This window comes from Lutibacter holmesii, assembly GCF_042679665.1.
Classification (GTDB): domain Bacteria; phylum Bacteroidota; class Bacteroidia; order Flavobacteriales; family Flavobacteriaceae; genus Lutibacter; species Lutibacter holmesii.
Window position 1 is genome coordinate 78,641 of record NZ_JBHTMV010000009.1, and the last position, 13,742, is coordinate 92,382.

Below are 13,742 nucleotides of genomic sequence, written 5' to 3' on the forward strand. Positions count from 1 at the left end.
TATGCTTAAATTGATTAAACAATTTTTGTCATTGCTGTCATAGAAGCTCTTAAGAACTCTCCAATTTCTTCAACTGGGTGATTTCTAATAGCATCATTTACTTCAATTAACTCTTTATTATCTACACCATTTCCACCATCGTTAAAAGCTCTTCCAACATAATTACTTGGTGCTTTTTTAACGTAATCTTCAATTAACGGCTTACAAGCGTGATCAAATAAATAACAGCCATACTCAGCAGTATCAGAAATTACACTGTTCATTTCGTATAATTTTCTACGAGCAATTGTATTTGCAATTAATGGTGTTTCGTGTAATGATTCGTAATAAGCAGACTCATCAATAATTCCAGACTCAGTCATAGCTTCAAAAGCTAATTCTACACCTGCTTTTACCATTGCAACCATTAAAACTCCGTTATCAAAATATTCTTGTTCAGAAATTTCAACATCACCAGCTGGTGTTTTTTCAAAATTAGTTTCACCAGTAGCAGCTCTCCAAGTTAATAAGTTCACATCATCATTTGCCCAGTCTTCCATCATTGTTTTAGAAAACTCACCTTCCATAATATCATCCATATGTTTTTGGAATAATGGACGCATAATATCTTTTAATTCTTCTGAAGCGTTAAACGCAGCAATTTTTGCTGGGTTTGATAAACGATCCATCATATTTGTAATTCCACCGTGCTTTAAAGCTTCAGTGATAGTTTCCCAACCGTACTGAATTAATTTTGAAGCATAACCTGCATCAACACCTTCAGCAATCATTTTATCAAAACATAAAATTGATCCTGTTTGTAACAAACCACAAAGAATAGTTTGCTCACCCATTAAATCAGATTTTACCTCAGCAACAAATGAAGATTCTAATACACCAGCAGTGTGTCCTCCAGTTGCAACTGCATATGCTTTTGCTTGATCCCATCCTTTTCCTTCAGGGTCATTTTCTGGGTGTACAGCAATTAATGTTGGTACTCCAAATCCTCTTTTATACTCTTCACGAACTTCAGATCCTGGTGATTTTGGTGCTACCATAATCACAGTTAAATCTTCACGAACTTGCATACCTTCTTCTACAATATTAAAACCGTGAGAATAAGATAATGTTGCTCCTTTTTTCATTAAAGGCATTACTGCAGATACAACCGCTGTGTGTTGTTTATCTGGAGTTAAGTTGATTAATAAATCTGCTGTAGGAATCATTTCTTCATATGTTCCAACTGCAAAATTATTTTCAGTTGCATTTATAAATGATTGTCTTTTTTCAGCAATTGCAGCTGGTCTTAATGTATATGAAACATCTAAACCAGAATCTCTCATATTTAAACCTTGGTTTAAACCTTGAGCTCCACAACCAACAATTACAATTTTTTTCCCTTTTAAAGCTTCTACACCTTCTCCAAATTCTGAAGAATCCATAAATCTACATCTTCCTAATTGATCTAATTTGTCTCTTAATGAAAGTGTGTTAAAATAATTTGCCATTTCTCTATCTTTATTCTGTTTAATTAAATTCTGCTAATAATTCTGATATTGCCATTTTTGGCTTTGTAATTGCAATACGACCTGAACGTACAAATTGCAACAATCCATACGGCATTAATTTGTCGTACATATTGTCTATATCCTCTTTTAAACCTGAGGCTTCAATTACAAAGTAACGCTCTGTTATTGCAATAATATGAGCTCTTCTAAATTTCATTCTTTCTTGAATTTCTTCATTATACAAATGTTCTGTTGAAATTTTAAACAATGCGGTTTCATTGTAAATAATTTCATCTTCTGTATGAAAAAATGCACGTATTACTTCTATTTGTTTTTCTAATTGCCCAACCACTTTGTGTGCTTGTGTACCACTAATATTTACAACAAACGTAAACCTGTGTACACCGTCAATTTCAGATTTTGAAACAGTCATACTTTCAATATTAATATGACGCTTTAAAAATATTGCTGAAAGGCGGTTTAATATCCCTACATTGTTTTCTGTATATACTGAAATTGTATAGTTTTTAATTTCTTCCATCTTAACTTAGTCTTATATCTGAAACACTTGCTCCTGTTGGTATCATTGGAAATACATTGTCTTCTTGTTCAATAATAACTTCCAAAAAGTACGCTTCTTTTGAAGCCATCATTGTTTGAATTGCCGCATCTAAATCTTCACGTTTTGATACTCTTTTTGCTTCAATGTCATAAGCTCCGGCTAATTTAATTAAATCTGGACTTAACATTTCTGTAGAAGCATAACGCTTATCAAAAAATAATTCTTGCCATTGGCGAACCATTCCTAAATAACTATTGTTCAAAACTACAATTTTAACTGCAGCTTTTGTTTGAAGAATTGTACCCAACTCATTACAAGTCATTTGATAACCTCCGTCACCAATAATTGCAACAACTTCACGATTTGGCGCTCCCATTTTTGCTCCAATTGCAGCTGGCAAACCAAATCCCATAGTTCCTAATCCACCTGAAGTTACATTACTTCTAGTTTTGTTAAAATTGGCATAACGCCAAGAAAACATTTGATGTTGACCAACGTCTGAAACTATAACCGCATCACCATTTGATTCTTTATTAATACCTCCTAAAACTTCACCCATTGTCAATCCTTCTTTGGTAGGATTTAATTGATCGTGAATTACAGTTTCATGCTCAATATCATATAACTTTTTAAACTCTTGCATCCATTCTTTATGCTCTGTTTCTTCAACAAGCTTCATAATTTCAACTAGAGATTCTTTAACATCTGCAACTACAGCCACATCTGTTTTTACATTTTTATCAACTTCAGCAGGATCAATTTCAAAATGAATAACCTTTGCTTGTTTTGCATAGGTAGCTAAATTACCTGTTACACGATCATCAAAACGCATCCCAATTGCAATTAACACATCACAAGAATTTGTTAATACATTTGGCGCATAATTACCGTGCATTCCTACCATTCCAACATGTAGTGGATGGGATGTTTCTAAAGCCGAAAGACCTAAACCTGTACAAGCTGAAGGGATATTTGTTTTTTCAATAAACGCTTTAAACTCTTTTTCAGCGCCTCCAAGAATTACACCTTGACCCCAAACAATTAATGGTTTTTTAGCACTATTTATAATAGTAGCCGCTTCATTCAACTTTTCTTTATCTAAATCAGGTACTGCTTTATAACTTCTTATTTTTTCACATTTTTTGTATGAAAAATCTAACTCTCCAAATTGTGCATCTTTTGTAATATCAATTAACACAGGACCTGGACGACCAGATTTTGCAATATAAAATGCTTTTGCAATTACTTCGGGAATTTCAGAAGCATCAGTTATTTGGTAATTCCATTTTGTAACAGGTGTTGAAATACCAATAATATCGGTTTCCTGAAATGCATCAGAACCTAATAAATGAGAGGCTACTTGCCCTGTTATACAAACAAGTGGTGTAGAATCTATTTGTGCATCAGCAATTCCTGTGACTAAATTTGTTGCTCCGGGACCCGAAGTAGCAAATACCACTCCTGGTTTTCCGGTAACACGTGCAAATCCTTGAGATGCGTGTATTGCTCCTTGTTCATGACGCGTTAATACGTGGTGAAACTTATCTTGATATTTATAAATTTCATCATACACAGGCATAATTGCTCCGCCTGGATACCCATAAGCTAAATCTGCTCCTTCTTCTAACAAACACTTGATAACAGCTTCAGCACCTGAAATTCTAACAGTTACTGCTGTTTGTTTTTGTTGAGCTTCTTTATTTAATGTTTTCATACTCTTAAAATTTATCTGTAACACATCCTTCTGAAGCAGAAGAAACTGTTTTAGCATATTTATATAATATTCCTTTTTTATGTTTTGGCGCAGGTGTTACCCACTTTGCTTTTCTTTTGGCTAATTCTTCTTCAGAAACCAACACATTTATCGAATTTGTAGTTGCATCAATTTTAATGATATCACCATCTTCAACCAAACCTATAACACCACCTGATTGTGCCTCAGGCGTAATGTGCCCAACTACAAAACCGTGTGTACCTCCAGAGAAACGCCCATCAGTTATTAACGCAACTGTTTTACCTAAACCAGCACCCATAATCATTGAAGTTGGCTTTAACATTTCTGGCATTCCCGGACCTCCACGAGGGCCAACATAACGTATTACAACAACATCACCTTTTGAAACTCTACCAGCGCCAATTCCGTCATTTGCTTCTTGCTCACTATTAAAAACCACAGCTTTTCCTTCAAACAAATTTCCTTCTTTACCACTAATTTTTGCTACTGCTCCTTCAGACGCCAAGTTTCCAAATAATATTTGTAAGTTCCCTGAAGATTTTAATGCTTTATCTGCAGGATAAATAACATCTTGATTTTTCTCAAATTTAACTGCTTCAACATTTGCTAAATTTTCAGCCAATGTTTTACCAGTAATTGTCATACAATCACCATGTAAAAAACCTTCTTCTAATAGATACTTCATAATTGCCGGCGTACCACCAACTCCGTGAACATCTTCCATTAAGTATTCACCACTTGGTTTTAAATCGGCAATTAATGGTGTTCTATCACTAATTCGTTGAAAATCTTCTAAAGTAAATTCAATTTCTGCCGCATGCGCAATTGCTAAATAATGCAATACTGCGTTGGTTGAACCTCCTAAAGCATTTACCAAAGCTACTGCATTTTCAATGGATTTTTTTGTAATAATATCCAACGGTTTTAAATCTAACTCTAGTAAGTTTTTTATAGCTGCAGCAATACGTTCGCTTTCAGACTCTTTATGTGGATTTTCTGCAGGAATTGATGAATTGTAAGGCAATGCAAACCCCATAGCTTCAATTGATGATGCCATTGTATTTGCTGTATACATACCTCCACAAGCACCTGCTCCTGGAATAGCGTTTTTTATAATTTCGTTATATTCTTCTTCTGAAATTTCTCCTGCAATTTTTTGACCTAAAGCCTCAAATGCAGAAACAATATTTAATTTTCTTCCGTTATAATTTCCTGAAGCAATTGTACCACCGTACACCATTAATGATGGACGATTTAAACGTAACATTGCCATAATTGCTCCTGGCATATTTTTATCGCAACCTACAACAGTAACTAAACCGTCATAACTTTGCGCATTCATAACTATTTCAATAGAATCTGCAATAACATCACGTGAAGGTAAAGAATAGTTCATTCCTGAAGTTCCCATTGAAATACCATCACTAACACCAATAGTATTAAACTTTAACCCAACAAGCTCGTTTTTATTCACTTCTTCTTGAATAAAACCTGCCAAACCATTCAAATGCATATTACACGGATTACCATCGTAACCAGTGCTTGCAATTCCAACTTGAGGTTTCTTCATATCAGCATCCGTTAAACCTACACCATACATCATTGCTTTTGCTGCTGGTTGCGTTGGATCTTGAGTTACTCTTTTACTATACTTATTTAATTGCATTATTTTTAACGTTTTTCAAATTACATTAAATTATTATCAAAATAATTTGATTCTATTTGATTCTTTAACAACAAGATACAAATTTAATTTAGCTATTTCTTTTAACATTTTTTCATTTACTTTTTTTACAATAGCCACATTTAAATTAAATAACCTAAACCATTAATAATAAGTGAATTAGGTTTGTTTTTTTTACAATGATTATAGAATAAAAAAAACCTGCATCATTTTTTCGGATACAGGTTTTGTTTTTTTTAAACATACAAACTTGTATCAACTTTTGAAGCAGACTATAATGACCTGAATTAAATTGTTACTTTTTAATATGTTTACTTTCATAATACCTTTTTCACCAAAAAACCTTCCTAAAACAAATTAGGAAGGTTTAAATATTTTATATAATTCAACAACATTCCTATGCTTCCTATGAAATAATCACAGAGACATTAATAGAAACGATATTGACACTTATTTTTTTCATTTTAATTACTACAAATATGTAAAATTTTATTTAAAAACACTGTTTTAATGTATTTTATTTTTCTCTTTTTGTCGAATAATTTCTTCAACAGTTGAATTTTGTATTTTACTCTCTAACCAAGAAATAATATCTAAATACAAGAATGCTCTTTTTTCATAAGGATGATCTTGGTATTTTATTAATTCACTATGCAGTTTTTTAAATTCTTTTCGTAAATCCTGTGGATAAATATTGCTTAGGTTCTTCAAAAACGCAATCATTTTTCGTTGAACATCGTGCAAATCGTTCATTTTTAGCAAGAATTTATAGGTAGAAACTATAAGCTTCTCAATATTATAATCAATTCCCGCTTCATAATGAGCCACTAAATTTAAAACTCGAGAAAAACACAATAAATCTTCTCGCATTTTTAAATCTTTATTGTTTATAATTTTCTCTAAATAAACAATGCATTCTTCATTTTTTCCAGCTCCAAAAAACATGCAGCCTATTTTATAATAAAACAACATTATATGGTGTGGATCTATTTTTGCCTTATAATCTTGAAGTTCTAAAACTAGAATAGGTATAAACTTTAAACCTTCGGTAAAGTTTCCATTTATAAAATAAGAGTTTAGCTTATTTTGGTTGTAATATAAAAATGCTAAGGTTAACGTATTTTCATTTAAAGTAATATTACGTTCATCAATATCAAACTTAAAAGTGTCTACTACGTTTTTAAATTTTGCTTTATGTCTAATTAAAAACAACGACTCTAATAGGTAATTTAATCCTTTTAAATAAAAAACAGTGTTTTGCTTTTTCATTTCAGGAGACCCTTCAAATAAGTCTACCCATTTTTGCGCATATTTATAGCTAGAAACAAAATCTTGTAAAATTAAACTTTTCCATAAATGTGCTTTGTATAAAAAAAGCTTTTCCATAAAACCTAATTCAGACAATTTATATTTAGGCAAGCGTTTTTCAAAATATTCATTTACAAGATTTGAATCAGATTCATCCTTTACATAACCTTGCTTCAACAATAAACTATACAACTGTAATGAAAGGTTTGACAATTTGCTAGTTCGCACATTTTTTAAACTTAATTCTTTAGCTTGTTCTGAAAGTTCATCAGCCCTATTACTCATACTTCGAGTAATGTATTGCGATTCAATAATTTTCTCAAACTCTACAATTCCGTAGGCTAAATTATTTTCATCATTATTTAAAGCTAAATCTTTGGCTTTGTCCAGTATTTTCAAACTTTGCTTATACAATCCTTTACTATATAGTATAGATGCAAAATCAAATTGTTCTCTGATTTGAGCTTTCACATTTTGGTGTACAGGATTAAAACGCAAACTCACTAAAATTTGTTTGTACAAATGTGCTTTAGTGTTTGATATTTGCTGTTTTTTTATGTTGGTTTTTTTTAAAATAAGCTCATCATTATAGCTAGCAACTTTATCTAATAAATTAAACAAAGACATGAAGTTTGCCTCTGAATTTCCACCCAATCTACCCACATACAGTTTAAATTGGCGCTTTTCAGATTTAGAAAGTGATTTCACTAAAGTAAAAAGTGAATCTTTTTGCTCAATAGCCATTGTAATAAAAATATTTTTATATTGCTGAATATCAATTACTTAAATACAAAGCCAACAACTTGAATATAGTAATACACCCTATTATACCAAACCATAAGAATACTATACTTTTATTTTTGACTTTCCAAAAGTGATAAAAAAAAATCAGAAATGAGTAAAAATAGAGTCCAAATTTTTGATACAACCTTAAGAGATGGTGAGCAGGTCCCTGGTTGTAAGTTAAATACTGAACAAAAATTAGTGATTGCAGAGCGCCTAGATCTTTTAGGAGTTGATGTAATTGAAGCTGGGTTTCCAATTTCAAGTCCTGGAGATTTTGATTCGGTTACAGCTATTTCAAAATTAGTGAAAAATGCAACGGTTTGTGGATTAACTAGAGCAAACCAAAAAGATATTGATGTAGCAGCAGATGCTTTAAAATATGCCAAACGTCCAAGAATTCATACTGGAATTGGAACATCAGAATCACATATTCGTTATAAATTTAACTCAACACAAGAAAAGATAATGATACGCGCTTATGATGCCGTTGCTTACGCAAAAAAGTTTGTGGAAGATGTTGAATTTTATGCAGAAGATGCTGGAAGAACAGATAATGAATATTTAGCCCGTATTTTAGAAAATGTTATTAAAGCGGGTGCTACCGTTTTAAACATTCCTGACACAACAGGATATTGTTTACCAGATGAATATGGAGCAAAAATAAAATACTTAAAAGAAAATGTAAAAGGTATTGACAATGTAACTTTATCTTGTCACTGCCATAACGATTTAGGTTTAGCAACGGCAAACGCCATTGCAGGTGTTCAAAACGGGGCACGCCAAATTGAATGTACCATAAATGGTATTGGTGAACGTGCAGGAAACACCGCACTAGAAGAAGTTGTTATGATTTTAAAACAACACCCTTATTTAAATTTAGATACTGGAGTTAATACCAAATTATTATACGATACTAGTTTGCTAGTGCAAGAAAGTATGGGAATGATGGTACAGCCAAACAAAGCTGTTATTGGTGAAAATGCTTTTGCACATAGCTCTGGAATTCATCAAGATGGTGTTATTAAAAATCGTGAAACATATGAAATTATGGATCCTGCAGATGTTGGTGTTACCGAATCTTCAATTGTTTTAACAGCAAGAAGCGGTAGAGCAGCATTAGCATACCGTGCAAAAAATGTTGGTTATGATTTAACTAAAATCCAATTAGACGACATATACCCACAATTTTTACAATTTGCAGATCACCACAAAGAAGTAAATGATGAAGACATTCATCACTTAATGGAATTAAACCAAATTACTAAAACACGTATTTCCATCTAATTCTTTCAGGAAAAATTGTATATTTAATTTATGAATTTAAATATAGCATTACTTCCAGGTGACGGAATTGGACCAGAAGTAACTCAGCAAGCAGTTAAAATTTTAAATGCTATTGCTGAAAAATACAACCATAACTTTAAATATACCAAAGCTGCTATTGGAGCAGCTGCCATGAAAATAAACGGCGATCCGCTTCCTAACGAAACTTTAAAAATTTGTTCGGAAGCGGATGCTATTTTGTTTGGTTCTATTGGTGAACCTGTACATGATCATGATCCAAACGCTAATATTAGACCTGAACAAGGACTTTTAAGATTAAGAAAAGAGCTTGATTTATTTGCAAATATTAGACCGGTACAAACCTATGAGTCTTCACTTCATAAGTCAAACTTAAAAGAAGAAGTTGTTAAAGGCACCGATTTTGTTATTTACAGGGAACTAACATCAGGTATTTATTTTGGTGAAAAAAAAATTAGCAAAAACGAACAAGAAGCCACTGATACTTGTACTTATTCAGCAAAAGAAATTGATAGAATTACACACTTAGCCTTTAAAGCAGCAAAATCTAGAAGAAAAAAATTAACGTTAATAGACAAAGCAAATGTACTTGCAACTTCTAGATTATGGAGAAAGCGTGTACAAGAAATATCTAAAAGCTACCCAAGTATTCAACTTAATTTTTTGTACGCAAATACTGCTGCTATGCAATTAATTTTAAAGCCTACGCAGTTTGACGTTATTTTAACTGAAAATTTAATTGGTGATATTTTATCAGACGAAGCAAGTGTTATTTCAGGATCAATTGGTTTATTAGCATCAGCTTCTATTGGAGAAAAAACAGCTTTATTTGAACCAATTCACGGTTCGTTTCCAAAAGCCAAAGGAAAAAATATTGCAAATCCTTTAGCTTCAATTTTATCTGCCGCTATGCTTTTAGATCATTTTCAATTATATGATGAAGCCGAAGAAATTAGGGCTGCAGTTGAAAAATCAATTGAATTAAATATTACAACACCTGATTTAAATGCAACAAATTACTTTTCAACCACCAATGTTGGAAATTTTTTAAGCGATTTTATTTTAGATGATGAAAACACATTTTACAATAAAAATAATATTGATTTAGGACAATCAACCATTATTTAACACTTAACAATTTAATAAAACCACACCCAAAATTTTTACAAGTTTTGGGTGTAGTTTTTTGTAGATTTACCCATTATGGAAAACAATACAAGTATTGAAAATGCTATTGAATATCGCCGCTCAGTTAGGGTTTATGATCAAACAAAAGAAATTGATACTGAAACTGTAAAAAAATGTATTCAGCAAGCAACTTTAGCACCTACAAGCAGTAATATGCAATTATGGGAATTTCACCATATAACTTCTCAAAAAATAATTGACCAACTTGCTGTAGCTTGCTTAAACCAAAATGCAGCAAAAACAGCAAAACAATTGGTTATTGTAGTTGTTCGAAAAGATTTATGGAAAAAAAGAGCAAAAGCAAATATTGAACAGCTTATAAAAACATTTGGAAACAAACCAAAAAGCGATTATTCTTCACGAGAAAAATTCGCGCTAAATTACTATCAAAAATTAATTCCATTTATTTACACCGATTTTTTAGGTATTTTAGGTTGCTTAAAATATGGCGTTTCGTGGTTAACCGGTTTTTTTAAACCAAGTTACAGACAATTACGAAATTCAGATATGCGAATAGTAGCACATAAATCTGCCGGTTTAGCTGCTCAAACTTTTATGTTAAGTATGGCTGCACAAAAATACGATACTTGCCCAATGGAAGGCGCAGATACAATTCGTATTAAAAAAATACTAAATTTACCATTTGGAAGCGAAATAAACATGGTGATTTCCTGCGGAATTAAAAAACCAGAAGGAGTTTATGGAGAGCGCTTTAGAATACCATTTGAAGAAGTTTACAAACAATGGTAATGTATCAATAAAAATCACGACAAAGAATAAGAAAACGCATTAATAGTATGACTGCAAAAGAAAGCATTATTAACAAAATAATGTCGAGTAAAAATCGACCGCATTTAAATTTCAGCCTAAAAAAGAAAACTGAAAAGTTTACAGATAACTTATTTCAAACGTTATTTGATGCAGATACATGCGTTGCTAAAAATATTGAACAATTAGAAATTGATTTTGAAGAAATTTACAAGTTAGCTTGTAAAGTAGATGAAGATTCTTGTGGCACAATCTGGAAAACATTCTTGTCTGAATTACCTGAAATATTAGAAAACTTAAATTTAGACGCTCAAGAACTGGTAAACAATGACCCAGCTTCAAATAATATTGAAGAAGTTTATATGGCTTACCCAGGGTTTTACGCCATTGCCATTTACCGTTTTAGCCATGAATTACATTTATTAAACACGCCATTAATTCCAAGATTAATGAGTGAATACGCACATAGCAAAACAGGTACTGATATTCATCCTGGCGCTACAATTGGAAAATCATTTTTTATTGATCACGCAACAGGAACAGTTATAGGTGAAACTTGTTTAATTAAAGATCACGTTAAAATTTATCAAGGGGTAACTTTAGGTGCGCTGCAAGTATCAAAACAATTACAAAATGTAAAACGTCATCCAACCGTAGAAGACCACGTAACTATTTACGCCAATGCTACTATTTTAGGAGGAAACACTGTTATAGGTAAAAACAGTATTATTGGCGGTAACGTTTGGATTACAGAATCTATTCCGCAAAATTCCTTAGTATACCATAAAGCTGAAATAAGATTAAAACAAAAAAAATAATTATGAAAAGTAAGAATTTATTTAATTTTATTGGAAACACACCTTTAGTAAAATCACAACATATTTTAGTGAAGGAAGGCGTTGAGTTGCATTTAAAATTAGAAGGAAACAACCCTGGCGGAAGTGTGAAAGACAGAGCTGCTTACAATATGATTGCTTCAGCAATTGAAAGAAAAGAAATAAAGCAAGGAGATTATTTAATTGAAGCTACAAGTGGAAACACAGGTATTGCACTTGCTATGATTGCACAGCAATTTGGTATTCATATTGAATTGGTAATGCCTGAAAACTCTACAAAAGAACGTGTACAAACAATGCAAGCATACGGGGCAAAAGTAACCTTAACCTCTTCAGATATTGGAATTGAAGGTTCTAGAGCTTATGCTGAAAAAATGGTAGAAGAAAAAGGATACATTTTATTAAATCAGTTTGCTAATGAAGATAATTGGAAAGCTCATTATAAAACTACAGGTCCTGAAATTTGGAAAGACACTGATGGAGAAATAACACATTTTGTTTCAGCAATGGGAACCACAGGTACCATTATGGGAACTTCAACCTTTTTAAAAGAACAAAACAAAAACATTCAAATTATTGGAGCACAACCTACTGATAATTCTAAAATACCAGGAATTAGAAAATGGTCTCCAGAGTTTCTACCCAAAATCTTTAATCCTTCAAAAGTAGATACAGTTATAGAAGTTAGCGAAACTGAAGCTAGAGAAATGACTAAAAAATTAGCAAAAGAAGAAGGAATTTTTGCAGGAATGAGCAGTGGCGGAGCAGTTTCCGCAGCTTTAAAACTTGCTAAAACCTTAGATTCAGGTGTTATTGTAGCTATTATTTGTGACCGTGGAGATCGCTATTTATCTTCAGATTTATTTGAATAAAACGATGTCGTAGTATTCTTTGATTATCATTGTTTTAGACGGCCATTTATTGTATTTTTGTTAGCAGAATTACATAATTTCTTACCATGAAAAAAATACAAATGGTTGACCTACAAGGTCAATACCAAAAAATTAAAGATAAAGTAGATACACAATTACAAGACGTTTTAAATACATCAGCCTACGTAAATGGACCACAAGTCCATGCTTTTCAAAAAGATTTAGAAACGTATTTAGATATTAAAAACGTAATTCCTTGCGCAAACGGAACCGATGCCTTGCAAATAGCAATGATGGGATTAGGTTTGCAACCAGGAGATGAAGTAATAACAGTAGATTTTACTTTTGCTGCAACAGTTGAAGTAATTGCTCTTTTAAAATTAACACCTGTATTAGTTGATGTTGAAAAAGACACTTTTAATATGGACATCAATGCTTTAAAAAAGGCTATTACACCAAAAACAAAAGCAATTGTGCCAGTTCATTTATTTGGACAATGTGCTAATATGGAAGCTATTTTAGAAATTGCAAAAGAGCATAACTTATTTGTAATTGAAGATACTGCACAAGCAATTGGTGCAACCTATACTTTTAAAGACGGAACTAAAAAGAAAGCAGGTACTATGGGTCACGTAGGAACTACTTCATTTTTCCCTTCTAAAAATTTAGGATGCTACGGTGATGGTGGTGCAATATTTACAAACAACGACGAATTAGCACACACCATTAGAGGAATGGTAAATCACGGAATGTACAAACGCTACTATCATGATGTTGTAGGTGTAAATTCAAGACTTGACAGTTTACAAGCAGCTGTTTTAGGTATAAAGCTTCCTTTATTAAATGAATACTGCGATGCAAGACGAAAAGCTGCACAAGCATATTCAAAAGCTTTTGAAAACAATAAAAATATTGTAACACCAGTAATTAGTGAATTTACAACACACGTTTTTCACCAATACACGTTGCAAATTTTAAACGGTAAACGTAATGAATTACACCAACATTTATTAGATAATGGCATTCCAAATGCAATTTATTACCCAGTACCATTGCACAGTCAAAAAGCATATATGGATGAGAGATATAATGAAGATGACTTTAAAGTTACCAACCAGTTAATTGATACCGTAATTTCTTTACCTATGCATACTGAATTAGATGAAGAACAATTAGAATTTATAACCACAACCATCATTAATTTTATCAAATAA

At 32.0% G+C, this 13,742-nt stretch carries 11 protein-coding genes; 6 read left to right on the top strand and 5 right to left on the bottom strand.

Going from position 1 to position 13,742, the window contains the following annotated elements; genetic code table 11:
* Positions 1 to 14 precede the first annotated feature (14 nt).
* The 5 genes from ilvC to ACFQ5N_RS12865 form a co-directional block, all read right to left on the bottom strand.
* Positions 15 to 1,487, bottom strand: a complete 1,473-nt coding sequence (ilvC, locus tag ACFQ5N_RS12845) for a ketol-acid reductoisomerase (protein ID WP_386810044.1) — start codon at positions 1,485 to 1,487, stop codon at positions 15 to 17.
* Positions 1,488 to 1,506: 19 nt separating this feature from the next.
* Positions 1,507 to 2,028: an acetolactate synthase small subunit gene (gene ilvN / locus ACFQ5N_RS12850; RefSeq protein ID WP_386810045.1), complete on the bottom strand. Its 522-nt coding sequence runs from the start codon at positions 2,026 to 2,028 to the stop codon at positions 1,507 to 1,509.
* A gap of 1 nt (position 2,029) precedes the next feature.
* Positions 2,030 to 3,763, bottom strand: coding sequence for a biosynthetic-type acetolactate synthase large subunit (ilvB, locus tag ACFQ5N_RS12855; protein ID WP_386810048.1), 1,734 nt, complete (start codon positions 3,761 to 3,763; stop codon positions 2,030 to 2,032).
* Positions 3,764 to 3,767: 4 nt separating this feature from the next.
* Positions 3,768 to 5,450: a dihydroxy-acid dehydratase gene (ilvD, locus tag ACFQ5N_RS12860; RefSeq protein ID WP_386810050.1), complete on the bottom strand. Its 1,683-nt coding sequence runs from the start codon at positions 5,448 to 5,450 to the stop codon at positions 3,768 to 3,770.
* 525 nt (positions 5,451 to 5,975) lie between these two features.
* Positions 5,976 to 7,520 (bottom strand): hypothetical protein, encoded by a 1,545-nt coding sequence (locus ACFQ5N_RS12865; protein WP_386810051.1) that lies wholly within the window; start codon positions 7,518 to 7,520, stop codon positions 5,976 to 5,978.
* Positions 7,521 to 7,670: 150 nt separating this feature from the next.
* Here ACFQ5N_RS12865 and ACFQ5N_RS12870 point away from each other — a divergent pair, with 150 nt between their 5' ends.
* The 6 genes from ACFQ5N_RS12870 (at position 7,671) to ACFQ5N_RS12895 (ending at position 13,742) form a co-directional block, all read left to right on the top strand.
* A complete protein-coding gene (locus ACFQ5N_RS12870) occupies positions 7,671 to 8,846 on the top strand; it encodes a 2-isopropylmalate synthase (protein ID WP_386810052.1) in 1,176 nt (391 codons plus the stop codon).
* Between the two features lie 30 nt (positions 8,847 to 8,876).
* Entirely contained in the window at positions 8,877 to 9,992 is a 1,116-nt protein-coding gene (leuB, locus tag ACFQ5N_RS12875; protein ID WP_386810053.1) for a 3-isopropylmalate dehydrogenase, read from the top strand.
* 75 nt (positions 9,993 to 10,067) lie between these two features.
* Positions 10,068 to 10,802 (top strand): nitroreductase family protein, encoded by a 735-nt coding sequence (locus tag ACFQ5N_RS12880; RefSeq protein ID WP_386810054.1) that lies wholly within the window; start codon positions 10,068 to 10,070, stop codon positions 10,800 to 10,802.
* An 80-nt stretch (positions 10,803 to 10,882) separates the two neighbouring features.
* Entirely contained in the window at positions 10,883 to 11,638 is a 756-nt protein-coding gene (locus ACFQ5N_RS12885) for a serine O-acetyltransferase (protein WP_386810055.1), read from the top strand.
* A gap of 2 nt (positions 11,639 to 11,640) precedes the next feature.
* Positions 11,641 to 12,528 carry a cysteine synthase CysM gene (cysM, locus tag ACFQ5N_RS12890; protein WP_386810056.1) on the top strand — a complete coding sequence of 296 codons (888 nt, stop codon included), beginning with the start codon at positions 11,641 to 11,643 and terminating at the stop codon, positions 12,526 to 12,528.
* Positions 12,529 to 12,614: 86 nt separating this feature from the next.
* Positions 12,615 to 13,742 (top strand): DegT/DnrJ/EryC1/StrS family aminotransferase, encoded by a 1,128-nt coding sequence (locus tag ACFQ5N_RS12895; RefSeq protein ID WP_386810057.1) that lies wholly within the window; start codon positions 12,615 to 12,617, stop codon positions 13,740 to 13,742.

What these genes read in the sequence shown, in the direction of transcription:
- ilvD (WP_386810050.1), bottom strand. Translation starts at nt 5,450, where the DNA reads ATGCAATTAAATAAGTATAGTAAAAGAGTAACTCAAGATCCAACGCAA.
- ilvN (WP_386810045.1), bottom strand. Translation starts at nt 2,028, where the DNA reads ATGGAAGAAATTAAAAACTATACAATTTCAGTATATACAGAAAACAAT.
- ACFQ5N_RS12870 (WP_386810052.1), top strand. Translation starts at nt 7,671, where the DNA reads ATGAGTAAAAATAGAGTCCAAATTTTTGATACAACCTTAAGAGATGGT.
- cysM (WP_386810056.1), top strand. Translation starts at nt 11,641, where the DNA reads ATGAAAAGTAAGAATTTATTTAATTTTATTGGAAACACACCTTTAGTA.
- ACFQ5N_RS12885 (WP_386810055.1), top strand. Translation starts at nt 10,883, where the DNA reads ATGTCGAGTAAAAATCGACCGCATTTAAATTTCAGCCTAAAAAAGAAA.
- ACFQ5N_RS12865 (WP_386810051.1), bottom strand. Translation starts at nt 7,520, where the DNA reads ATGGCTATTGAGCAAAAAGATTCACTTTTTACTTTAGTGAAATCACTT.
- ACFQ5N_RS12880 (WP_386810054.1), top strand. Translation starts at nt 10,068, where the DNA reads ATGGAAAACAATACAAGTATTGAAAATGCTATTGAATATCGCCGCTCA.
- leuB (WP_386810053.1), top strand. Translation starts at nt 8,877, where the DNA reads ATGAATTTAAATATAGCATTACTTCCAGGTGACGGAATTGGACCAGAA.
- ilvC (WP_386810044.1), bottom strand. Translation starts at nt 1,487, where the DNA reads ATGGCAAATTATTTTAACACACTTTCATTAAGAGACAAATTAGATCAA.
- ACFQ5N_RS12895 (WP_386810057.1), top strand. Translation starts at nt 12,615, where the DNA reads ATGAAAAAAATACAAATGGTTGACCTACAAGGTCAATACCAAAAAATT.
- ilvB (WP_386810048.1), bottom strand. Translation starts at nt 3,763, where the DNA reads ATGAAAACATTAAATAAAGAAGCTCAACAAAAACAAACAGCAGTAACT.